This is a genomic window from Microbacterium sp. ZW T2_14 (genome assembly GCF_044987405.1).
Lineage (GTDB): Bacteria > Actinomycetota > Actinomycetes > Actinomycetales > Microbacteriaceae > Microbacterium.
In genome coordinates this window covers 35,234-58,051 of record NZ_JBJDRK010000032.1, presented here as the reverse complement: position 1 = coordinate 58,051, position 22,818 = coordinate 35,234, and the positions used below count along the sequence as shown (strand labels likewise).

Here is a 22,818-nt window from a genome sequence, read left to right as displayed (position 1 = left end):
GGTGACGGCGGGGATCGCCGCGTACAACCTCGCCCCGTTCGGCACCGATGTCGAGGTGCGGCACGGCAGCGCGCAGGACACCGACCTCACCGGCATCGACGCCGTCTGGCTCGACCCCGCACGCCGGACTGCCGGCCACACCGAGACCAGCCGCACCCGTCCCGACGACTGGTCGCCGTCGCTGGACTGGGTCTTCGACGTGGCGCGACGCCTTCCGACCGGCGTGAAGCTGGGCCCCGGGCTCGATCGCGACCTCATCCCCGACGACGTCGAGGCGCAGTGGGTGAGCGCCGACGGGTCGACGATCGAACTGGTGCTGTGGTCGGGCGCGCTCGCGCGCGAGGGCGTGCGCCGAGCGGCCCTCGTGATCCGCAGCGACGGCGGTGAGGGCGCGCGGGCGCACGAACTGACGGCCGAGACGGATGCCGCGGACGAGCCTCCTCGCGCACTCGGCGCCTACCTGCACGAGCCCGACGGGGCGGTCATCCGTGCCCGCCTCATCGGCGACGTCGCCCGAAGCCTCGAGGCCGGGATGCTCGACGAGCACATCGCCTACCTGACGTCGGATGCCGCCCTCACATCGCCGTTCGTCTCGACCTTCCGCGTGCGCGAGGTGCTGCCGGCGGACGTGAAGGCGCTCTCGAAAGCTCTGCGGGAGCGTGACATCGGGCGTCTGGAGATCAAGAAGCGCGGGGTGGATGTCGACCCCGCCGTCCTGCGCCCGCGCCTGAAGCTTCGCGGATCACAGTCGGCGACCCTCCTGCTCACGCGCATCGGAAACCGGCGCACCGCGATCCTCGCCGACCGCCTCTGACCTTCCTCCCGGCGCGGTCGGCGTCATCGACAGGGGTTCGGGGCGCATCGCGTCGATCCGGGGCGCACGACGCACGCCCCGAACGCACGGGATGCGCCCCAAACCCGAGACCGCGTCAGCCGAGGAGGTTCGCGCGCATGGCCGTGTAGAGCAGCCAGCCCGCGCTGTACAGGATCGACAGGGTCCCGAGAGCGATCGCCCAGACCGCCACCGCTCGGTTCTCGAGCGGACGCCGCAGCGCGATGATGGCCGAGACCACCGCCACCAACCCGATGGGGAAGCCCCAGCCCACGAACATCGACACGATGAGGCCGACGACCGCGAAGGCGAGAGCCCAGCCCGCCAGACCGCTGTGGAACGCCGAGTCTGTCGCCTGCCACGACGAGTCATCGGGCGTGAACTCGCCGCCGGGCTCAGCGGGCGCCGTCTCCACGGTGACGGGGACCGGCGCCGTGGGCAGCCGCTGGAATCCTCCCCGATGCGCCCCGGGCAGCGGCGAGGCGTCCTGGGCGAGATCGACGTCGGGCGACACCGACGACACGATCGGCTCCGCCGGTGCGGGCCGAGGCGCGGGCGGCGCCGACGAGGCTCGCGACGGCGACGAGCAGGGCGGTGCCGACGACCACCGCCGGGATGGCCGTGCGCGCGGCCGCCGCGAGCAGGAGCACGGCGACGACCACGGCGCGCAGGTCGCTGAGCACCGGCCGGCGCAGGGTGGGTGCGGCGAACAGGAGCCCGGCGATCACGACCGCCGCCGCAGCGGACATCGCGGGCGCTTCGGGCGCCGAGACCGGGAGGGTGAAGGCGTTCGTCTGCCAGAGCGTCCATCCCGAGGCGACCGCCGACCGGGCCTGGAACAGCCAGGCGACGAGAGCGCCCGCGATCGACGCGCCGGCGATGACCGCGGCGGTGAGGGCAGGCGGAAGCAGTCTGACCGACGCGCGGCGCGCGCGTGCGACGTCGAGTGCGACCGCGATGATCACGGGCAGGACCGGTCCGATGAGCAGCGTGTAGAGGGGCTCCTCGAGCCGCAGGGCGAGCTGCCAGCCCGCGATGCCCGCGACCGCCGCCGCGACGCTCGAGGCCGCGCCGGCGATCACGACGGCTCCGGGAAGGGGTTCGATGCCGGTGCGGGGATGCGCCGCCCATGCGTGGGCAGCCCCCAGCACCGCGACGAGCGCGCTCGACCACACGATCACGGGGGCCGCGTCGCCCGTCGCCAACGCGGCGGTCACCGCGGCGCCGACGAGCGAGCCGATCCCCGCGAGCGCGAGGATGAGGCGCTCGGGGGTCCCGGCCGCGCCCGACCTCGCCGCCGACCACGGCGCGGGCAGCGCGTGCGCGAGGCCGCCGACGGCGGCGCCGAGGAATCCTGCGGTCACGGCCTCGCCGACAGGGAGGTCGACCAGGCCGCCCACGAGGAAGGCGACACCGGCCGGAAGTGCGAGCGATGCGGCGAGATCGGGACCGCGCAGACCCGAGATCCTCGCCCACAGCCGGCACACGACGGCGACGACGAGTGCTGCGGCGCCCGCGTAGACCGCGGCATCCGTAGAGCCCGCCCCCCAGAGGTCGTTGGCCCGCACCGCCCAGGCATCCAGCGCGAGCAGGCCGACGCCCAGCACGCCGATCGCCTCGGCCGTCGCACCCAGGTCGCGGCGCCGCAGCCACGAGGCGAGGACGACCGTCGCGAGCGTGATGCCTCCGATGATGAGCGCCCGCATCTCGATGCCCGCCACGAACCATGCCAGCAGCAGGAAGAACACCGCCGCGACGCCCACGAGCGAGACGCCCACGATCAGGAGCAGCACCGGCACCGTCAGCCGCCGACGAGGAGCGGATGCCGTCACCCCCTGCGGTGCGGCGGGTTCCGCGCCACCGGGAGTCCAGGACGGCACCGGCTCCGGTGCGACCGGCGCGGTCCCGGCAACGGGGGCCGCTGTGTCGAGCGGACCGGAGGGGGCCGCCGCGGTCGGGGAGTTCCACCAGGCGGCATCCGTTTCCGGATCGGCCGGCAGAGCCGTGGTGGGGTCTCCTGCGGGCGAGGCGACTTCGGCTATCACGGCGGGGTCGAGGGCGGCCGACGATGCGACGGCCGACGGGCTCACGGCCGGGTCGACGACCGTGCCGGCCGCCACGAGCTGCGGGACCGCGGCATCCGTCGTCTCGGCCGGCACCCCTGTGAGCGACCCGCTCGACGCCGAGGCCAGGCGGATCTCGTCCATCAGCTGCTGGCGCGCGAGCTCGACCGAGACGATCTGGCGGCCGAGCTCCAGCACACCGGCGGCGCGCGGATCGGTCAGCGCGAAGCCGCAGACCGGGCACGTGGCCGCCGAGATGGCGGCGAAGCACGACGGGCAGCGGTGCGCGTCGGCGAGGTCGAACGGCGAGACCGGCCACAGCCGGGTCTCGCCAAGCGGCTCAGTCATCGTGTCGTCCTCTCCCGCGCTGGAATGACGAACATGCTCCACCTGCGGGAATCACGCGCGGGAGAGTTTGTAGACAACCGCAGGGGCCGCCGTCGTGCAGAAGGCTATCGTTGGACGACCTGTCAGGATGGATTCCGGCACGGGAATACGTCGAACGGCGCTCGGAAATGCGAGCCGACCGCCCGTGCGCACGGTGGAGTCGGTGCCCGTCGGGGCCGAGACTCGGTGCGTGCTAGACTTGCTCTTTGTCTGCGCGCACTCCAGCACGCAGTTCGCATCCCTCTCAGATCAGGGCCTTCACCGGCCGGATCGAACGCGGGGTGCAGACAAGGGATCTTGGGTGGGGCCGTCCGGCTCCACGGTACTAAGGAGACATCACTATGGCAGCAGTGTGCCAGGTGACTGGAGCAGTTCCCGGCTTCGGTCACAACATCTCGCACTCGCACCGCCGGACGAAGCGCCGCTTCGACCCGAACGTGCAGAAGAAGACCTACTTCGTTCCGTCGCTGGGTCGCAACATCAAGCTCAACGTGTCGGCCAAGGGCATCAAGGTGATCGACGCTCGCGGCATCGAGTCGGTCGTCCGTGACCTCCAGGCGAAGGGTGTGAAGCTCTGATGGCCAAGAAGGCACAGGACGTCCGTCCGATCATCAAGCTGCGTTCGACCGCGGGCACGGGTTACACCTACGTCACGCGCAAGAACCGCCGCAACAACCCCGACCGCATCGTGCTGAAGAAGTACGACCCGGTCGTCCGCAAGCACGTCGAATTCCGAGAGGAGCGTTGATCCATGGCTAAGAAGAGCAAGATCGCGCGCAACGAGCAGCGCAAGGTGGTCGTCGACCGCTACGCCGCCAAGCGCGCCGAGCTGAAGAAGGCGCTCGTCTCGCCGACGTCCACCGACGAGGAGCGCGAAGCCGCTCGCGTGGGCCTGCAGAAGCTGCCCCGCAACGCCTCGCCCGTGCGCGTGCGTTCGCGCGACGTCATCGACGGTCGCCCCCGCGGTGTCCTCACGAAGTTCGGCATCTCGCGTGTCCGCTTCCGTGACATGGCGCACCGTGGCGAGCTGCCCGGCGTGACCAAGTCGAGCTGGTAAGCATTCCCGGTCGCTGAGACCGCAGCCGGAAGGCCCGGAGTTCCTCGGAACTCCGGGCCTTCTCGCGTTCCCCGGCCCGCCCGGGCACCGTCTGCTCGGCGAGACAGGGGACTTCTGCCGAGACCGGGGACGCCGCCCTCGGTCTCGGCGGGAATCCCCTGTCTCGGGCGTCGCAACGCCGCGCCGGAGGGCGCGAGGGCACACGATCGGCCGGCGTCAAGCCCGGCGCGTGCGGCTCGGCGCCGCTCTATGCTCTGAACCGTCGACAGGGGAGGACCGGTGGATCTCGATCCGTTCTTCGAGGAGCGCCTGCGTGTGCACCGCAAGCACCTCTTCAACAAGGCGCTGGGCTCGGTGCGCTCGCGGCTGAGCGCGCTGTGGCCGTTCGCCAAGGGGCCGGCGGCGATGACCGGCATGGGAGGCGGCGCCACGCCGGCCTCCGCTGCGCCGCCGCAGGACGCGGTCGCCGCGGCATCCTCCGAACCGGAGCCGGCTCTCGGGCCGCACGCCCGCGCCCGTGCGCGGCACCGCCAGGCCGCCCTCGCGTGGGACCGGCGCGAGCTGCACAAGGTGGGTCTCGCCGGACCGAGGATCCGCACCACCGAGCACGTCGTCGCAGTGCCCGGCCACCCTGACGTGCGGGTGCGCGTCTACCACCCGGATCCCGACGACCCTCCGGCGCAGGGCGTGCCGGGCGTGCTGTCGTTCTTCGGGGGCGCCTTCCGCATCGGCGGCATCGGGTATCCCACGACGGATGCCGCGAACCGGCGTCGCGTGCACGACGCCGGCGTCGCGATCGCCGCGGTCGACTACGCGCTCGCGCCCGAGCACCCGTATCCGGTGGCGATCGAGCAGGCGCATGCGGCGCTCGAGTGGCTGTTCGAGTCCGCCGGCGAGCTCGGCATCGACCCCCGCCGCATCGGCGTGGCGGGCACCTCGGCCGGCGCGAATCTCGCCGCAGCGGTGACGCTGGTCAATCGCGACCGCGGCGGACGCCCCCTCCGGCTGCAGGTGCTCGAGGTGCCGGTCGTCGACCTCACGGGCGGCCACCTCGATCTGCGCGCCACCCGGGCCCTCGGCATCCCGCGATTCATCGCCCTGCGAGAGCTGCGCTCGGTGGCACGCACCTATCTCGCGGATCCGCGCCACGGGCGCGAGCCCTATGCGTCGCCCCTTCTCGCCGACTCGCACGGGGGCCTGCCGCCGGCGGTGATCCTCACGGCGGAGTACGACCCGCTGCGCGGCGACGGCGAGGCGTATGGGGCGGCACTGCGCAGGGCCGGCGTCGACGCCAGCGTCGTGCGGTATCAGGGCGTGACGCACGACACCCCGATCTTCTCGGGCGCCCTGCCCGCCGCGCGACGCTGGCATGACGACGTCGTCGCGGCCCTCCGCCGCCTGCACGGCTGACGCGATCGAGGCCCGGGCTCTCACGAGCCGCGGGCCTCTGCATCCCACCGCTGATACGGGCCGAGGCACCACTCGACCGCTGAGCCACCACCCGGTGTGGGGGCTCAGCGGCGAAGTGGTGTCCCTTCGGCGCCGGGGCGGGGCATCCGGCTACTGCGCCGCCTCCGTCTCGGGAGCCTGCTCCGTCTCGCGCACCTGGTGCGTCGTGGCCCACTCGAGGGCGTAGTCGGCGATCTCCTCCCAGCCGTCCTGGCTCACCAGGCGGTGGGTGCGACCCGGGTAGGTCTTGTACTCGACGACGGCAGGGCTGCCCGACGCCTTGTACTTCTTCACGATCGCCTCGCCGATCGCCGGCGGCACGACGTGGTCGATCTCGCCGGTGACGACGAGGAGCGGTGCGCGGTCCGTGCGGCCGTATTCGACGTGGGTGACTCCGCCCTTCTCGTTCAGCACCGAAAGCACGCCCTCGAAGAAGACCCGGTTGTAGGAGTTCACCGCGAACTCCTCCCACAGCTTGTCGGACTCCGCGCGAGGCAGGTCGTTGCCGAAGGTGAAGTGGAAATGGCGCTTCGAGAGCGGCTTGGCGCCGTTCTTGTCGAACGGATTCGAGAGGATCGGTGTGCCGGTCCACAGCGTCGAGAGGGGAAGGGCCGTGACGCCGGCAGTCTGCCCGGGGGCGACGCCGACGTAGGCGACACCGAGGCCGCGGTCGGCGAGCATCTGGGTGAGGACGCCCCCGAAGGAGTGGCCCATGATGATCGGCTTCTCGGGAAGCTCGCGGATGATGCGCTCGTAATTGTCGGCGATCTGCTTCAGGCCGATCCCCTTCAGCGCCGCCGGGTTGCTGCGGATGTCGGCGACCGTGCGGTCATCGATCCCAGGCCAGCCGGGGACGATGACCTGGTGGCCGGCGGCGCGGAAGCGCTCGGCCCACGTGTCCCAGCTCTTGGGGGTCATCCAGAGTCCGTGGATGAGGACGATCGGGGTCTTGGTCGTGGCGGCCATTTCGTGCTCCTTGGGTGCGGTGGTGCGGTGGGTTCTGTGTGGTCTCAGGTGCGGATCCTGCTGCGATCCAGCTGATGTCACCGACAGTAGACCGAACGTTCTATCTGTGCAAGACTATTCCTAGAAAATCTCGAAAAGATTCCGGACCCCGATTCGGGACGTCGCCTCCATGCCCGGTCAGCGGGCGGAAACGATGGCACGATGGAGGACTGGAGGGGGATCCATGAGCACCACCGTCGCCGCGCGGACCGCGGCACATCGTCCGTCGCCCGCCCGCGAGCGACTTCTGCAGGCGGCGACCGACCTCTTCTACAACGAGGGAATCCACTCCGTCGGCGTCGACCGCATCATCGAAGAGGCGGGCGTGACCCGTGCCACGATGTACAAGCAGTTCGCCGGCAAGGAGGGTCTCGTGCTCGCCTACCTCGAGGGCGAGGATCAAGGGCTGCGTGCCCTCTTCGCCCAGGCGGCGGCCGCATCGGCCGACCCCGGCGTGCTGCTCGACCTCGTCGTGGCCGGCATCGAGCAGGACATCCGGCAGCGGCACACGCGCGGGTGCCCCTTCATCAACGCGGCGGCCGAGTATCCCGACGAAGGACCGGTGCGCGACCTGATCGCCGAGCACCGCGAGTGGTTCCGGGCCACGCTCCGCCAGCTCGCCGAGGGCGCGCGGCTGCGGGATCCCGAGGCGGTCGCGGCCTCCCTCGTGCTGTTGCGGGATGCCGCCCTGGTCGGCGGCTACCTCGACGGGCAGGACCGCGTCGGTCCCGCCTTCGCGCGCACCGCGCGCGAGCTCATCGCGAGTCACCGAAGCTGAGCGTGGGCTGACGATCGCGTCACATCAGCCCCATCAGTCACACCAATCACACGACACGCGGTCCAAAACCTCGGAAATCCGCGAAAATACGCGGATCTCTGCGCCATGTCGGGTACATTCGGTCCCGGTCGAACCGACCAGCCGGGGGGCGAAGCCGTCCGGTCCCAGCAATGACAAGGCGGCATCCGTCGTCTTTGGAGGACATACCACATGGCCGACAAGACCATCACCAAGACCGAACTCGTCGCGAGCATCGCCAGCGCGACCGGCCAGAGCCAGTCGGCCGTCTCGGGCGTGCTGGACTCCCTCTTCTCCACCGTCTCCGAGGCGGTCGCAGCCGGCAGCAAGGTCGCCATCCCGGGCTGGATCGCGTTCGAGCAGGTTGCCACGTCGGCTCGCACCGGCCGCAACCCGCAGACGGGCGAGGAGATCAAGATCCCCGCGGGCAAGCGCGTCAAGGTCACCGCAGGCTCGAAGCTCAAGGCTGCCGTCAAGTAATACCGACACAGACCTCCGGAGAGGGGATGCCGCGACCCGCGGCATCCCCTCTCCTGCTGTCTGCGCACGCCGCGTTTCATCCCGCTCCGCTCAGTCACGAGGCGAAACGCCCCAGACGCCGCGCAACGTAGGCTTGTGACGTGATCCCCACCCCTTCTTCGCCCGGCGTCGACGCGCCGCGCGGAGCTGCCGGGTTCCTGGGTGATCCTCGTGTTCTGCGGGCCGCCGGGCCGGCACTCCTCGTCGTGGCCGCGTGCGCGGTGATGGTGTGGGCACTGGCGTTCGGGGGCGGTGCGGCGCCTCTGGCGATCGCCGATCCCGGACCGTTCGTCCGATGGGGCCTCCCGACGGCGAAGCTCGTCGTCAACCTCTCGGCCGCCGGCATGGTCGGAGCACTCGTCACTGCCCTTTTCACGCTGCGGGCGGGAGACCGCGCCTTCGACATCGCTCTGGACACCGCGTCGATCTCCGCGGCCGTGTTCACGATGGCGGCCGCCGCGACCGGTTTCCTGACGTTCATCGATGCGTTCAACCCCGTCATCAGCATGGGTCCCGAGTTCGGGGCCCAGCTGGGTCGCTACATCGTCGAGACCGAGGTCGGCCGCACGTGGCTGATCACGACCCTCGCCGGCGCCGCGCTGACCGTTCTGACCTTCGCCGTGAGGTCGTGGACCGCGACCTTCTTCGTGGCGCTCCTGGCCACGGCATCCCTCGTTCCGATGGGCACGCAGGGCCACTCCGGCGAAGAGGCGTTCCACCACGAGGCGATGACGGCGCTGATCCTGCACATCATCGCGGCGGCGGTGTGGCTCGGCGGGCTGCTGCTCGTGGTGATCGTCCGGCCGCTGCAATCGCGCGACGACAGCGCCGCGACCGTCGCGCGCTACTCGAGCATCGCGCTCGCCGCCTTCGCGGTGGTCGCCGTGTCGGGTACGGTGCGCGCCGCGATCGGTCTGCGCGACTGGTCGGCGCTGCTGTCGCCGTACGGGGTGATCCTCGGCGTGAAGGTGCTCGCGCTGATCGCGCTGGGGCTGTTCGGCGCCTGGTACCGCACGCGGCTGATCGGTCGCATGCGCGACACCGACCGGGCCGCCCGCTCGTTCTGGACCCTCGTCGGCTTCGAACTCGTGCTGATGGGCGTCGCGAGCGGGGCCGCTGCCGCGCTCGCCCGCACGCCTCCGCCGGTGGAGGCGCTGATCCCGGAGACGCCCACCCCCGCACAGCGCCTGACCGACGCGCCGCTTCCGCCCGAGCTGACCCTCGACCGCTGGCTCACCTCGTGGAACATCGACCTCCTGTGGGCCGTCATCGCGGGGTTCGCGGTCTTCTTCTACCTCGTGGGAGTGTGGCGCCTGCGCCGCCGCGGTGACACGTGGCCGCTGTACCGCACGATCATGTGGATCGCGGGCTGGCTGCTGCTGGTGTGGGTCACCGGCGGCGTCATCAACGTCTACCAGGACTACCTGTTCAGCATGCACATGGTCGGGCACATGCTGCTGACCATGGCCATCCCGCTGCTGCTCGTGCCGGGAGCGCCCATCACGCTCGCGGCGCGAGCGATCCGCAAGCGCGACGACGGCACGCGCGGCGGCCGCGAGTGGATCCTCTGGGCGGTGCATTCGCCGGTCGCCCGCGTGCTGACGAACCCGTTCGTCGCCGCCGGTCTGTTCGTGGGCTCGCTCTGGGTGTTCTACTACACCGAGCTGTTCCGCTGGTCGCTGTACGACCACCTCGGACACGAGTGGATGATCACGCACTTCCTCATCACGGGGTACCTCTTCGTGATGAGCCTCATCGGCATCGACCCGGTGCCGTACCGCCTGCCGTACCCCGGCCGATTGGTGCTGCTGATCGGCGTGATGGCGATGCACGCGTTCTTCGGCATCGCGATCATGATGCAGGAGGGCCTCATGATCGCCGAGTGGTTCGGCTCGATGGGCCGCACGTGGGGGGCCACGCCGCTCGAGGACCAGTACACCGGCGGCGGCATCGCCTGGTCGATCGGCGAGATCCCGACGCTCATCCTCGCCATCACCGTCGCGATCCAATGGAGCCGCAGCGACGACCGTGAGACGAAGCGCCGCGACCGCCACGCCGACCGGACCGGCGACGCCGAGCTGGAGGAGTACAACGCCCGACTGGCGGCGCTCGCCGAACGGGACGCCCGCGCCGGCGGCTGACGCGCACAACGGCGGGCCGGGGTGCGCGGGTGATGCACTTCCCACCGTGCCCGCGGAGAGTCTCATGCCCCGCCGTGGATGGCTGGGCGGGTCAGTTGGTGTCGGGACCCGTCACGACGATCGACGCGGTGCCGTCCGGCTGGACCGTGATCGTGCCCTTGACGATGAACGGCACATCCTCGCTGAGCGGCCGCACCCGGCCGTCGAAGATCGACCGGATGTCGACGTCGATGTGCGCGACGGCGTCGGCGGCGAGGATCGACCAATGCGCGCCGTCGGGCTCGACGGCGACCGTCGGCTGCTGCACGATCGACCACTTGGGCAGCGAGGCGATGCGGTCCTGCACGAAGAAGCCGAAGGGGCAGGCCGTCGGCTGCAGCACCTCCTGGGTCGCGCACGCGGTGAGGAACTCCTCGACCTTCTCCTGCACCACGCTCAGGAACTTCTCGGTGGGCTGCGCCTGCACGTTCACGGGGATCGCGCGAAACGGGCTGTCCGACAGCACCGCCACGCCCGGGGTGCTGGCAATCGCCGTGTCGACCGACACCGAGTACAGCCCTGGCGAGAAGACCAGCAGCGAGACCGGTGCGGCGGGGTCGGCATCCGCTCCGTCCGGTGAGACCTGACGCTTGTCGATCTCGAAGCCGTTCACATCGAACGCCATGGAGCCGCTGACGCCCAGGTTCATGACGGCGAGGGGGCTCTTCGCGAAGCGCCAGGTCGGGGCCAGGCCGATCGAGCCGTCGCGCTCCACGGCGAACGTCGTGCGACCCTCGTAGCCGCCGGCCCGGTACGCGATGGTCACGCGGGTGATGTCGCCGTCCTGTTCCTGGGACACGACCTCCACGTCGCTGATCGGGGCGAGCGCGGCGCTGCGCAGCAGTGCTTCGGAGGCCGTGGGGGGAAGCCCGGCGGCGTCGAGCTCAGCCGAGGTCACGTCCACGCCCGGCACGGTCAGCGCGTCGGCCGCGCGCCCGTCCGCGAGGAGGTCGACGTAGCGCACGACGAAGGCGGCGGGGCTGTAGAACTGGCGTTCGATCACCCCCCACGCGGCGAACACCGCGCCGATCAGCAGGACGCCGACGAGGCCGAGGAGTGAGAGGTCGAGGGCGAGGCGACCGCGCCCGCGCGGCTTGCGCGGGGGCTGGATCAGCGGTTGCTCGGCGGCGTCGGAGCCGGGCACCGGGGTCGGCGCGGCGGCCGGAGGCGCGCTCGCGCGACCGGATTCCGTGTCCACTGCCCCCTGGTCCACCCGGCCAGTCTAGGAAAGACTCGCCGGGAGGCCGCTGTGGACGGCAACATTGGGACTCCCCGTCTCTTGGGTTCGGGTGGCGCTCGTTCGCTTAGGCCATGATCGGCTCCCCCGGCGTTCGCCGGGCGCGCGTCTCAAGGGGCGGTCGCGGTGCTGTCCCGCACCATCAGCGAGGTCGCGAGTTCGACGTGCGGCGACGAGGGCTGGTGTCCATCCGCCATGACCAGGATCGTCTGCACGGCCATGGCGCCCATGCCCTCGAGATGCTGGTGAACAGTGGTGAGCGGAGGCGTCGTCCACGCCGCCTGCGGAGTGTCGTCGAAGCCCATCACGCTGAGATCCTCCGGCACGGCGACGCCGAGCTCGTGCGCGGTCGCGAGAACGCCGACGGCGATCTCGTCATCACCGGTCATGATCGCGGTCGGGGGGTGCGCGGAGGTGAGCATCTCCCGCGCGAACTCCGCGCCCGTGGCGATGGCGAACTGCCCGGAACGGATCAGCGCCGGATCGATCTCCACCCCTGAGGCGTCGAGCGCGGCCTGGTAGCCGTACAGCCGGTCGCGAGCCGCATCCGACGTCTCGGGACCGCCGATCCACGCGATGCGGCGGTGCCCGAGTCCGAGCAGGTGCTCGGCGCCGGTGCGCGCCCCGGCCCAGTTGCTCGACCCCACGCTCACCATCTGAGGATGGTGCGCGTCGACCGGGTCGACCATCACGAACGGCAGGTTCGCGTTGCTTGCCGCCTCGAGCAGTCCGTCCGGGCGGGAGAGCGTCAGCCCGATGACGCCGACGACGCCCGACGCCTGCTGCTCCGCGATCCACTCGCGGGCCACCGCCCGCTGGGTGCGCGAGGAGCGGTCAGGTGCCAGACGCGTGAGCAGATCCGCACCGGACTCGGTCGTCGCGGCGAGCACGCCCTGGAGCACGCCGACGATGTAGGGCGATGCCGGGATGTCGAAGACGACCGCGATCGAACGGCGGCGTGACCCCTGTGCGAGGCCGGTCGTCGGCCGGTAGCCGAGCTCGGCCACTGCGGCGAGCACGCGCTCACGCGTCTCGTCGGAGATGTCGCCGCGGCCGTTCAGCGCTTTGGAGACGGTCGCCCGGGATACCCCGACAGCCGTTGCGACGTCCGCCAGCGTGGCGCGAGGGGCCACGGGCCCGCTCACCGACGACTCCGGAGTCTCGAACAAGTTTCGATCTGGTGCACCATCAGCGACCTCATGCAGCCTCGAGAGCGAACGAAGAATTGACAGCTGTGCCGTCATTGTCTAGCCTGACAAGCGTAACACGTTGCGAAACATTTTCGCAACCGATTCGAACCATTCGACCATGACCAACGGAGGTCGTCCTTGTCCGTCGATACGTCGCCCGCTTTCACCGTAGACGGCCGATCCTCCGCGGAGGCGCCGTTGCATCACGTGTGGAGCGTGTGCGTCGGGGCGGGCCGCGCCAACGAGGCGCTGCGTGCCGACTGGCAGAGCCATTTCCAGGAAGCCGTGGGAACGCTGGGCGCGCGCTACGTCCGCTTCCACGGACTCTTCCACGACGACATGTTCGTGTACCGGGCGTCGAATGGCGGCGGCTTCGGCCCACCGACGCCGCTGGCGCGGCCCGTGTACACGTTCGCCTACGTCGACAAGGTCTTCGACGCCATCCTGGCCACCGGCGCCCGCCCGTTCGTCGAGCTGGGTTTCATGCCTCGCGAGCTCGCGACGCAGACCGAGACGCTGTTCTGGTGGAAGGCTCACTGCAGCCCTCCCACCGATATGGGGGCGTGGGTCGACCTCGTCACCGCGACCGTCGAGCACTGGATCGAGCGGTACGGCATCGACGAGGTGCGCACCTGGCCGTTCGAGGTCTGGAACGAGCCGAATCTCGTCCCGCACTTCTGGACGGGCACACGCACCGAGTACTTCCAGCTGTACGAGGCGACCGCGAAGGCGCTCAAGGCGATCGATCCCGAGCTGAAGGTCGGCGGTCCTTCGTCATCGGTCTTCGTGCCCGATTCGCGCTATGACGGCGAATACCACGACAGGTCGGTCGAGGCCGCCACGGCGGAAGCGGCGGACCCCGACGCACTGCCGTGGAAGCCGGTGTGGATTCACGAGCTCATCGCCTACTGCGCCGAACGCGACCTTCCGCTGGACTTCCTCTCCACACACCTGTACCCGACCGACTACGCCTTCGACACGCAGGGCGTCGGTCAGTCGATCAGCCGCGACCGCGACGCGACGCGGAACGACCTCGAGGTCATGCGCCGTGTGATCGCCGACTCCCCCTATCCCGAAGCCGAGCTCCACGTCACCGAGTGGTCCACGTCGCCGTCCAGCCGCGACCACATGCACGACACCGTGTACGCCGCGGCGTACATCGCACGTGCCCTTCTGCAGTGCCACAGCCTCGCGGACTCCATCTCGTACTGGACGTTCACCGACGTCTTCGAAGAGGGCGGAGGCGGCATCGGCCCGTTCCACGGCGGTTTCGGCTTCGTCAATGAGCAGGGCATCCACAAGCCGACGTTCCACGCCATGGCCGCGCTGAACCGGCTCGGGGATCGCATCGCCCTGCAGACCGATCACGGCATCATCACGCGAACGGCTGAGGATGCGGTCGCCGCCGTGTTCTTCAACTATCCGGAATCGATGGGCACGCGCTCAGTCGGCGGTGCCACCCGGTATGCGCAGACGCACCGTCTGGCGGGCGAAGGCCCGACGCGCCGTATCGCGCACACGGTCGCGGGACTCGTGCCCGGCGACGCGTACACCGTCGAGATCCTCGACCAGGAGCACGGCAACGTCGCAGAGGCGTGGCACCAGCTCGGCGAGCCCCTCAACCTCAGCCTGGCGCAGGTCGCCGATCTCACGGCGATCGCCGACGGCCTCGACCGCCGCTCGCTCACGGTCCACGCCGACGGCGTCCTCGCGATCGACATCGCCCTGGCGCCGTGGGCCGTCATGTCGATCTCACGAACCACTCCCTGACCCACGACATCCGCGTACAACGACGTCACGAAAGGATCCATGATGAAAATGACCACACGCGCCGGGGCGGTCGTCGCCTCGGCGGCCCTGGCCGCCCTCGCTCTCACCTCCTGCGGGGGAGGCGGCGCGGCCGGCAGCAACGCCGGCGAAGCGACCGACGAGAACAAGCCGGACAAGCTGACCGTCGCGGCATGGATGGACTTCCCGCCCGAGCTCCTCGCGTCCTTCGAGGACGAGTACGGGATCGAGGTCGTCGTGGATTCGTTCCCCGACGGCGCCGCCGCGCAGACGGTGCTGCGCAACGGGCTGTCGTCTGACGGTGCCGGTCTGTCGGACGTGCATCTGATCGAGCTGGACTGGTGGACCGAGATGATGGCGGTTCCCGAGGACTGGGTGGAGCTGCCCGAGATCCCCGATCGCTGGGTGGACTGGAAGGTCACGCAGGGGTCCGTCGACGGCGTCATCACCGGATACGGCACCGACATCGGGCCGCTGGGCGTCGCCTACAACGAAGAGATGATGGCTGCGGCGGGGGGTGCGACCGACGCCGACTCGTTCGGTGAGTTCATCGGGGGTGACGCCGCATCGTGGCAGTCGTTCCTCGACGCGGGCCGCGAGTACGTCGCGACCGCCGACAACTACTACATCGACTCGCTCTCCAGCGCGTTCCAGGCCGCGGTCAACCTCCTGCCCGACGCGTTCGAGGACCCCGAATCGGGCAAGCCGTACAACATGGCCGACAACGCCCAGATCAAAGAGCTCTTCATGATGTTCGCCGAGGCGGCGGAGGACGGCATCTCCGCCGGCATCCCGATCGGCCACGCCGATTGGGGAGCGGGCTTCCAGAACCGCCAGTGGGCGACTGTGGTCACCCCCGCCTGGATGGCCGGCATCATCGCCGAGAACGCCGACGGCGTGCCCGGCTGGCGCGTGTCGAGCACCTTCCCCGATGGCGGAGGCAACTGGGGCGGCTCGTTCTTCTCGGTGCCGGCCACCGGCGAGAACACCGCGTGGGCCGTCAAGCTCGCCGACTACCTGACCTCCCCCGAGGCGGCCGTCCAGTGGTTCCACACCACCGGCCAGTTCCCGTCGCAGCTGGAGGCCATCGCCAGCCCCGACATCGCCGAGACCGAGAACGAGTTCTTCGGCGGCCAGCGCCTGGGGCAGATCTACGGTGACCTGGCGGCAGCCGCGGGGGATGCCGCAGCGGGCGGCTACCGCGGTGAGAACTTCGCGGGTATCCAGACCCTCGTCACCGACGGCATCCGGCTCGTGGAGTCGGGCAGCGCGACAGCGCAGGAGGCGTGGGATTCGGTCGTGAGCGAGTTCGACGCACTCGGCTTCGACACCGCCGACTGATCTCCGATCGCAGCCCGGTTCTGCGCACGCGCACGGGCCGGGCTGCGACCGCCCGACATGGCATCAACACGGAAGGAGCCGACGATGGCTCTCACTTCAGCGGCGCCGCGCCCCGTACGGCGCCTCGGCTGGGGGCAGCGGCTCTCCCGGTGGGACGTCAAGCTCTCGCCGTACCTGTACATCTCGCCGTTCTTCCTGCTCTTCGCGGTGTTCGGCGCGTTCCCGCTGCTGTTCAACGTCGTCGTCGCGCTCCACGACTGGCACCGACGTGCCGGGATGGGTGAGTTCGTCGGCCTCGACAACTTCGCCTGGGTGCTGCAGCAGCCGCTGTTCTGGCGCTCGCTGGAGAACACCGTCTCGATCTTCCTGCTGGGCGCCGTCCCGCAGCTGATCCTCGCGCTGCTCATCGCGGCGATCCTCGACCAGAACCTCCGCGCACGGACGTTCTGGCGGATGAGCGTCCTCATCCCCTTCGTCGTCATGCCGGTCGCGACGTCGATGATCTTCGGCCAGGTGTTCGGCCAGTTCGGCATCCTCGTCCCGAACCTCCACGCGCTCGGGCTCTTCACCGACAGCAGCTCGCCGTTCTTCCAGGACCGGTTCCTGTCCCACATCGCGATCGGCTCGATGGTGGTGTTCCGCTGGACCGGATACAACGCCCTCATCCTGCTGGCGGCGATGCAGGCGGTGCCACGTGATCTCTACGAGGCGGCCACCGTCGACGGCGCAGGGCGCGCCCGCCAGTTCTTCTCGGTGACGATCCCGAGCATCCGTCCGACCCTGATCTTCGTCATCCTCACGATGACGATCGGCGGCCTGGAGATCTTCGACGAGGCCCGACTGTTCGACGGCGGCGGCACCGGCGGCGGTCAAGGCGGCACCGACAGCCAGTGGACCACCGTCATGCTCTACCTCTTCAACCTCGGCTTCGGTCAGTGGCAGGACCGGCTCGGGCAGGCAGCGGCCGTGGGGTGGATCTTCGCCTTCATCATCCTGGTCATCTCGCTGCTCAACTTCGCCCTCACCCGGCGCATCTCCTCGTCGGATGCCGCGCCGCGAAGTCCTCGCCGCCGCCGGCCTCGTCCGGCCGCGGACGACGTCCCCACCCGATCGGCGGTCGCACGCGAAACCGCCGGCGATGCGATGGAAGGAACCCCGCTGTGAACACCGCACTCATCGAGAACACCGCCGGCCGGGGAGCGGCGAGGTATGCGGCCAAGCGCGCGGCGCGCGGCCGGCCGGTCGCGACGCACAGTTCCACGGGCCGCCGCCCCGGGCTGGTCACCTACGGCATCCTCGCCGTCGTCTTCGTCCTGTCGGTGTTCCCGCTCTACGCCGCCGCCATGTACGGCTCATCCAGCACGACGGAGATCTCGCGCGCGGTCGGAACGCTGCCGCGGTGGCTTCCCACGGCGACCCTGTGGCAGAACTTCGGCCAGGTCTTCGCCTCCGAGCAGTTCAGCATCTGGCTGGCCTTCGGCAACTCCCTGCTCGTCGCCGCAGCCGTCAGCGCCTCTGTGGTCTTCTTCTCCACGCTGGCGGGCTTCAGCTTCGCGAAGCTGCGGTTCCCGGGGCGTCAGGCGCTCTACGTCGCGGTGCTCGCCACCCTGATCATCCCCGCGCAGGTCGGCACCATCCCCCTGTTCATCATGATGAACGACTTCGGCTGGATCGACTCGCTGCTCGCGCTGATCGTCCCCGGACTCGTGGGGGCCTTCGGCGTGTTCTGGATGACGCAGTACCTGCAGGAAGCGCTGCCGTACGAGTTGATCGAAGCCGCACGGGTCGACGGCGCCTCGATGTTCCGCACCTTCTGGTCGATCGCACTGCCGGCGGCGCGCCCCGCAGCCGCGACCCTGGCGCTCTTCACCTTCATCGGCTCGTGGAACAGCTTCTTCTGGCCGTCCGTCGTCATGCGCTCGCAGCTGACGATGCCGCTGGTGGTGCCCCAGCTCCGCGGCGCGTTCACCTCGGATACCGGACTCGTGATGGCCGGGGTCTTCCTCGTCGCCCTGCCTCTGCTCCTCGTCCTCGTGCTCGCCGGCAGGCATCTCGTGGCCGGCGTGATGGCGGGGGCCGTCAAGGGCTGAGCGAGGTGGGCACCCAGACGCCTGTGGACAACGGTGCGCACTCCACCGATCACGGCGCGGACGGCCGGAAGGCGGCATCCGCTCGTTAGCATGAACCGGTGACCACAACGCCTTCTCCTGCCGGCCTCGCGCTGTCGGCCGAGCAGGAGGCGCTGTTCCGGCTCATCGAAGACACGCGCGAGCACGTCTTCGTCACCGGGCGGGCGGGAACCGGCAAGTCGACCCTGCTGCAGCACCTGGCCTGGAACACGAGCAAGCAGATCGCGGTGTGTGCGCCGACGGGCGTCGCTGCGCTCAACGTCGAGGGGCAGACGATCCACTCGCTGTTCAAGCTGCCCCTCGGCATCATCGGCGCGCACGACGAGGACCAGTCCGACGCGACGCGCAAGCTGCTCAACGCGATCGACACGCTGGTGATCGACGAGATCTCCATGGTCAACGCCGACCTCATGGATGCGATCGACCGCGCGCTGCGCAAGGCGCGAGGCCGGCGCTCCGAGCCGTTCGGCGGCGCGCAGATCGTGATGTTCGGCGATCCGTACCAGCTGGCGCCCGTGCCGCCGCGCGGCGATGAGCTCCGCTACGTGCGTGACCACTACCGCTCGTTCTGGTTCTTCGACGCCAAGGTCTGGGTGGGCGAGTCGGCGACGGACGGCATCCTCGACGTCGGCTCGTACGGCGCCCAGCTGAACATCCGCGAGCTGGTCGACATCCACCGGCAGTCCGATCCGGCGTTCAAGGCGATGCTCAATGCGGTGCGCCACGGGCATGTCACGGCCGACATCGCCCAGGTGCTCAACGACACGGGCGCCCGCACTCCGCCCGACCCCGTCGACGGCGAACACCCCATCATCACGCTCGCGACGCGCAACGACATCGTCAACAACATCAATCGTCGGCACCTCGCCGAGCTGGTCGGCCGCGAGCAGACGGCGATGGCGGAGGTGAGCGGCGACTTCGGACGAGGGGATGCCGCGTACCCGGCCGATCTCGAGCTCAAGCTGAAGGTCGGCGCCCAGGTCATGTTCCTGCGCAACGACACCGGCTCATTCGGTGAGCCGCCGCGCTGGGTCAACGGCACGATCGGCACGGTCACCCGCATCGCCGGCGAGACGGTGCGCGTCGACGTCGAGGGCGAGGAGTTCGACGTCGAGCCCTCGGTCTGGGAGAAGTACCGCTACTCGTACAACCCGGGCTCGAAGACGCTCACGCGCGACATCGTGGCGGAGTTCACCCAGTTCCCGCTGCGATTGGCGTGGGCGGTGACGATCCACAAGTCGCAGGGCAAGACCTACGACCGCGCGATCATCGACCTGGGATCGGGGGCCTTCGCGCCCGGGCAGACGTACGTGGCGCTGTCGCGGCTGACCTCGCTCGACGGGCTCTACCTCTCGCGCCCCCTGCGACCGCGCGACATCCAGGTCGACCCCGACGTGCGGCGATTCATGTCGTCCGCCGTCCGCGGGTCCGCGGCATCCTGACGATCCAGGTCGCGGCGCGCTTGCGTCGGCGGTCAGGCGACCTGGGCGGCCTTCGCGTGGGCGAGGTCCTCGAAAAGGTCGGTGTTGAAGCGGTAGGCGAGGAGCACCTCGTCGATCACGCGCTCCTGCTCCGCGGCATCCCACGGGGCGGCGTCGAGCTGCTCGCGGTAGACGTCCTTGAAGCCCTTCGGGTCGGCGATGTCGTCGAAGAGGTAGAAGCCGATGCCGTTGGTCTGGAACCCGAAGCGGCGGGCCATCAGCCGGCCGATGAACTGGCCGCCCGACAGGTCGCCGAGGTAGCGGGTGTAGTGGTGTGCGACGAAGCCGCCCGCCCACGTCGCCCCGACCTCGTCGATGCGATCGACGTAGCGCTGCGTGGTGGGCAGCGGCTGGATCCGCTCGCGCCAGTCGGGACCGACGAGGAACTCGAGGTCGGCCTCCAGCGCGGGAAGGCGCGTGAGCTTGTCGCTGATGAAGACCGCTGCGACGGGATCGTTGCGCATCTGACCGGCGGTGCGTTCCAGCGCCTCGTAGATGAACCAGTGCTGGGCGACCAGCGCGACGTAGTCCTCGCGCGTGCCCTCCCCCTTCATGAGGTCGGCCATGAAACCGGAGTGCTCGCTCGAAGAGTGCGAGCTGCTCGAACGCTCGCGCAGGGCGGTGGAGAACGGAATCGGGTCGCTCATACCTTCATGGTAACTGAAGATAAGGCACACCTAACTACCCAGTTTTTCGGGCTGGGGCCGCTCTAGGCGTGCGGTCGCGGTTCGAGGTCGAGTCGTCGGCACGCCTCGTCGTAGAGTGCGACGATCTCGCGGCGCACCTCGCGACGCTCCGAGATCGGACCGGACGGCCACGGAAGGGCGACCTCGGCCGTGGAACCATCGGCGAGCGTCGCCTGCCAGACGCCGCGATCGCCGTCGAACCCCGTCATGATCGACGCGGTGACCTCGGCATGCTCGATGCCCGCATCTGCGGCGAAAGCGCGGGCGATCAGAAGATTGTCATCACCGTGGTCGCCGTTCATGTGGCCGAGCACGCCTGCCAGTGCGTCGTCGTCGAAGAGGTGCGTCATGCTCTCAGCCTACGGATCGCCGTGCACGGCAAGCCGCCGGGGTGTGTTTGAATGCATTGCACGATCGTCGGGGGGTGAGAATGCGGACCCGGTCTACACGTCGCCGCGCCATCGCGGTCATCGCCGGTGCCGTCGCGTCCGCTCTTCTGCTCGCAGGGTGCTCGTTCGGCGGCGACGTCGAGCCCGATCTGCCGCCCCAGGCCGCGGCATCCCTTCCCGACGAGACGGTCCAGCGGTTGACGGATGCCGTCACCCACGCGATGGGCACCACGGGGTCGTCCGGGGCCATCGTGGGCGTCTGGGCCCCGTGGAGCGGCAGCTGGGTCGCCGGTCTCGGCACGCAGCGGCCGGACGGCGGCGGAGACGTGACCGCTGACCTCGCGTTCCGTGCGGGCAAGATGACCCGGGCGATGACCTGCGATGTGCTGTTCAAGGTCGCCGCGGAGGGCAAGGTCGACCTCGACGACAGCGTCACGGAATACGTCTCGGGAGTCCCCGACCTCGCCGACGTCACCCTGCTCGAGCTCTGCGACGGCACGTCGGGCATCGGCTCGTACGCGGGCCAGCTGTACTCGTCGTGGATCACCAATCCGGCGCGCGACTGGGATCCGCGCTACCTCGCGAGCTTCGGGCTCGGTCAGCCGCGTACGGCGGAGCCGGGTCTGGCGTACCGCGATTCCGATTCCGGCTACGTGCTGCTGGGTCTCGCGCTGGAGCGCGCCACCGACATGTCGGCCGCGGACCTCATCCAGACCTACGTCGCCGACCCTCTCGGTCTCGACGCGACGTCCCTCGGCGACCTTCCCGCGAAGGGCGTGCTGAAGGGCGGGCAGTCGGTCAACAACGCCGAGGGCGCGCTCGACTGCGCTGCCCCGATCGACCTCACGGCCGCGTCGTCCAGCAGCGGCTTCACCGACGCCGGCGCCGTCACCGACATCGAAGACCTCGGCCGCTACGTGCAGGCGCTCGCCTCGGGCGCGCTCGTCCAGGACGACGACCGGTTCGCCGCTCCCGTGGCCGTCGCCGCCGATGGACCCTCCTGGTACACCGCCGGCGGTGGTGCGCTCATCGCGGGTTCCCTCGTCGGGCAGGCGGGCAAGGTGCCCGGGTACATCACCGCCGCCTTCGCCGACCCCGAGACCGGCCTCGCGGTCGCCGTCGTGCTCAACAACTCCGCCGCCGACGGCGCGGTGGGCGAGTACCTCGCGTGGGAGCTCGCTGCGATCGCCTCGAAGGCGCCCGCGGCGGCCGGTGAGACGGTGCCCGAAGCGGGACTGCCCTGGACGCCGGAGCAGTACCACGACGCCATCGCCGGCGCGGCGGTGTGCACGCCGCCCGCGACGCAGTGACGGCCGGAGCGGGCTCGGGCGGGACGGGGAACACGGCGGCCGCGAGCCGGGCCGGCGCATCGGGGAGCACGCCCGCGATCGCGCTGGTGATCGCCGGCCTGGCGTGCCAGGAGGTCGGCGCCTCCATCGCGGTGCTGCTGTTCCCCGAGGTCGGTCCGCTCGGCATGGTGATGCTGCGCCTGGTGTTCTCGGCGGTCGTGCTGCTGCTGATCGCGCGGCCGCGGCTGCGCGGGCACTCCCGCGCCGATTGGACCGGGGTGGCGCTGTTCGGCCTCGTGCTCGCGCTGATGAACGGCCTGTTCTACCTCGCCCTGGAGCGCCTGCCGCTCGGCGTGACGGTGACCATCGAGGTGCTCGGACCCCTCGTGCTGTCGATCGTCGCTGCGCGCCGTGCGTCGGCGTGGCTGTGGGCGGTTGTCGCCCTGGCAGGCGTGCTGGCACTCGGCGGGGGCGGGTGGGACCGCCTCGATCCGCTCGGCGTGCTCTTCGCGCTCGGGGCCGCGGCCAGCTGGGCGTTCTACATCCTGGCGTCGGCGCGCGTGGGGCGGGCGTTTCCGAAGCTCGACGGCCTCGCACTGGCGATGGCGGTCGGTGCGATCATCGCGCTTCCCTTCGGAATCGCGGATGCCGGAGCCTCGCTGCTGCGCGTCGAGATCGTCGCGCTCGGGGCCGCGGTCGCCATCCTCTCGTCGACGATCCCCTACGCCTTCGAGCTGGTGGCTCTCCGTCGCCTGCCGGCTGCCGTCTTCGCGATCCTGATGAGCCTCGCACCGGCCACAGCGGCGCTCGCCGGATTCATATTCCTGGGACAACATATGACCGGGCTCGAGATCGCCGGCATCGCCCTGGTCATCGCCGCCAGTATCGGCGCGGTGCGCTCCTCGGCCCGCGCTGCCCGCGAAGCGGCCGAGCCGATCGCCTGACGCGGCGCCCGACCCCTTCGGCGGGCGGTGGATGTCTGCTGCCCGGTGGCGTGCGA

General features: G+C 70.2%; 22 protein-coding genes. 15 read left to right on the top strand and 7 right to left on the bottom strand.

Going from position 1 to position 22,818, the window contains the following annotated elements; all coding sequences use genetic code 11:
• A partial coding sequence (locus ACI3KY_RS12225; RefSeq protein ID WP_404930436.1) for a THUMP-like domain-containing protein occupies window positions 1-814 on the top strand: 814 nt, incomplete at its 5' end.
• Between the two features lie 115 nt (window positions 815-929).
• On the opposite strand, the gene ACI3KY_RS12220 is transcribed toward ACI3KY_RS12225, so the two are convergent.
• Together ACI3KY_RS12220 and ACI3KY_RS12215 are read right to left on the bottom strand one after the other, a co-directional pair.
• Window positions 930-1,247 (bottom strand): hypothetical protein, encoded by a 318-nt coding sequence (locus ACI3KY_RS12220; RefSeq protein WP_404930435.1) that lies wholly within the window; start codon window positions 1,245-1,247, stop codon window positions 930-932.
• A complete protein-coding gene (locus ACI3KY_RS12215; RefSeq protein ID WP_404930434.1) occupies window positions 1,228-3,243 on the bottom strand; it encodes a hypothetical protein in 2,016 nt (671 codons plus the stop codon). The genes ACI3KY_RS12220 and ACI3KY_RS12215 overlap by 20 nt, the downstream gene beginning before the upstream one ends.
• Before the next feature lie 380 nt (window positions 3,244-3,623).
• Here ACI3KY_RS12215 and rpmB point away from each other — a divergent pair, with 380 nt between their 5' ends.
• From rpmB to ACI3KY_RS12195, 4 genes are all read left to right on the top strand, one after another.
• Window positions 3,624-3,860 carry a 50S ribosomal protein L28 gene (gene rpmB, locus ACI3KY_RS12210; RefSeq protein WP_055832508.1) on the top strand — a complete coding sequence of 79 codons (237 nt, stop codon included), beginning with the start codon at window positions 3,624-3,626 and terminating at the stop codon, window positions 3,858-3,860.
• Window positions 3,860-4,030, top strand: coding sequence for a 50S ribosomal protein L33 (rpmG, locus tag ACI3KY_RS12205; protein WP_029145259.1), 171 nt, complete (start codon window positions 3,860-3,862; stop codon window positions 4,028-4,030). The genes rpmB and rpmG overlap by 1 nt, the downstream gene beginning before the upstream one ends.
• 3 nt (window positions 4,031-4,033) lie before the next feature.
• Window positions 4,034-4,339, top strand: a complete 306-nt coding sequence (gene rpsN, locus ACI3KY_RS12200; protein WP_127820367.1) for a 30S ribosomal protein S14 — start codon at window positions 4,034-4,036, stop codon at window positions 4,337-4,339.
• Window positions 4,340-4,618: 279 nt separating this feature from the next.
• Complete coding sequence (locus ACI3KY_RS12195) at window positions 4,619-5,749, top strand: alpha/beta hydrolase (protein WP_404930433.1); 1,131 nt, start codon at window positions 4,619-4,621, stop codon at window positions 5,747-5,749.
• Between the two features lie 150 nt (window positions 5,750-5,899).
• On the opposite strand, the gene ACI3KY_RS12190 is transcribed toward ACI3KY_RS12195, so the two are convergent.
• Window positions 5,900-6,754 carry an alpha/beta hydrolase gene (locus ACI3KY_RS12190; protein WP_404930432.1) on the bottom strand — a complete coding sequence of 285 codons (855 nt, stop codon included), beginning with the start codon at window positions 6,752-6,754 and terminating at the stop codon, window positions 5,900-5,902.
• A 223-nt stretch (window positions 6,755-6,977) separates the two neighbouring features.
• Here ACI3KY_RS12190 and ACI3KY_RS12185 point away from each other — a divergent pair, with 223 nt between their 5' ends.
• The 3 genes from ACI3KY_RS12185 to ACI3KY_RS12175 all read left to right on the top strand — a co-directional run bounded on the left by ACI3KY_RS12185 (window position 6,978) and on the right by ACI3KY_RS12175 (window position 10,249).
• Complete coding sequence (locus tag ACI3KY_RS12185) at window positions 6,978-7,571, top strand: TetR/AcrR family transcriptional regulator (RefSeq protein WP_404930431.1); 594 nt, start codon at window positions 6,978-6,980, stop codon at window positions 7,569-7,571.
• A gap of 210 nt (window positions 7,572-7,781) precedes the next feature.
• Window positions 7,782-8,069: an HU family DNA-binding protein gene (locus ACI3KY_RS12180; protein WP_194412288.1), complete on the top strand. Its 288-nt coding sequence runs from the start codon at window positions 7,782-7,784 to the stop codon at window positions 8,067-8,069.
• A 263-nt stretch (window positions 8,070-8,332) separates the two neighbouring features.
• Window positions 8,333-10,249, top strand: coding sequence for a cytochrome c oxidase assembly protein (locus ACI3KY_RS12175; RefSeq protein WP_404930441.1), 1,917 nt, complete (start codon window positions 8,333-8,335; stop codon window positions 10,247-10,249).
• A 91-nt stretch (window positions 10,250-10,340) separates the two neighbouring features.
• Here the strand turns inward: ACI3KY_RS12175 and ACI3KY_RS12170 are convergent, their stop codons facing one another.
• Window positions 10,341-11,399, bottom strand: coding sequence for a hypothetical protein (locus ACI3KY_RS12170; RefSeq protein ID WP_404930440.1), 1,059 nt, complete (start codon window positions 11,397-11,399; stop codon window positions 10,341-10,343).
• Window positions 11,400-11,635: 236 nt separating this feature from the next.
• A complete protein-coding gene (locus ACI3KY_RS12165; RefSeq protein ID WP_404930430.1) occupies window positions 11,636-12,670 on the bottom strand; it encodes a LacI family DNA-binding transcriptional regulator in 1,035 nt (344 codons plus the stop codon).
• Window positions 12,671-12,853: 183 nt separating this feature from the next.
• Here ACI3KY_RS12165 and ACI3KY_RS12160 point away from each other — a divergent pair, with 183 nt between their 5' ends.
• From ACI3KY_RS12160 to ACI3KY_RS12140, 5 genes are all read left to right on the top strand, one after another.
• Window positions 12,854-14,485 (top strand): GH39 family glycosyl hydrolase, encoded by a 1,632-nt coding sequence (locus ACI3KY_RS12160; RefSeq protein WP_404930429.1) that lies wholly within the window; start codon window positions 12,854-12,856, stop codon window positions 14,483-14,485.
• 48 nt (window positions 14,486-14,533) lie between these two features.
• On the top strand, window positions 14,534-15,844 hold the full coding sequence (locus ACI3KY_RS12155; RefSeq protein WP_404930428.1) for an extracellular solute-binding protein: 1,311 nt from the start codon (window positions 14,534-14,536) through the stop codon (window positions 15,842-15,844).
• An 84-nt stretch (window positions 15,845-15,928) separates the two neighbouring features.
• The gene (locus ACI3KY_RS12150) at window positions 15,929-17,008 is read left to right on the top strand and encodes a carbohydrate ABC transporter permease (protein WP_404930427.1); all 1,080 of its coding nucleotides are present in this window, start codon (window positions 15,929-15,931) and stop codon (window positions 17,006-17,008) included.
• Entirely contained in the window at window positions 17,005-17,934 is a 930-nt protein-coding gene (locus tag ACI3KY_RS12145) for a carbohydrate ABC transporter permease (protein WP_194412293.1), read from the top strand. Before ACI3KY_RS12150 ends, ACI3KY_RS12145 begins: the two co-directional genes overlap by 4 nt.
• 98 nt (window positions 17,935-18,032) lie before the next feature.
• Window positions 18,033-19,415, top strand: a complete 1,383-nt coding sequence (locus ACI3KY_RS12140) for an ATP-dependent RecD-like DNA helicase (protein ID WP_404930426.1) — start codon at window positions 18,033-18,035, stop codon at window positions 19,413-19,415.
• A gap of 32 nt (window positions 19,416-19,447) precedes the next feature.
• On the opposite strand, the gene ACI3KY_RS12135 is transcribed toward ACI3KY_RS12140, so the two are convergent.
• Both ACI3KY_RS12135 and ACI3KY_RS12130 read right to left on the bottom strand, forming a co-directional pair.
• Entirely contained in the window at window positions 19,448-20,101 is a 654-nt protein-coding gene (locus ACI3KY_RS12135; protein ID WP_404930425.1) for a heme oxygenase (biliverdin-producing), read from the bottom strand.
• Between the two features lie 62 nt (window positions 20,102-20,163).
• Complete coding sequence (locus ACI3KY_RS12130; RefSeq protein WP_404930424.1) at window positions 20,164-20,490, bottom strand: DUF2470 domain-containing protein; 327 nt, start codon at window positions 20,488-20,490, stop codon at window positions 20,164-20,166.
• 80 nt (window positions 20,491-20,570) lie between these two features.
• Here ACI3KY_RS12130 and ACI3KY_RS12125 point away from each other — a divergent pair, with 80 nt between their 5' ends.
• Entirely contained in the window at window positions 20,571-21,839 is a 1,269-nt protein-coding gene (locus ACI3KY_RS12125) for a serine hydrolase domain-containing protein (protein ID WP_404930439.1), read from the top strand.
• Between the two features lie 77 nt (window positions 21,840-21,916).
• The gene (locus tag ACI3KY_RS12120; protein WP_404930438.1) at window positions 21,917-22,762 is read left to right on the top strand and encodes an EamA family transporter; all 846 of its coding nucleotides are present in this window, start codon (window positions 21,917-21,919) and stop codon (window positions 22,760-22,762) included.
• The last annotated feature ends 56 nt before the right edge of the window (window positions 22,763-22,818 follow it).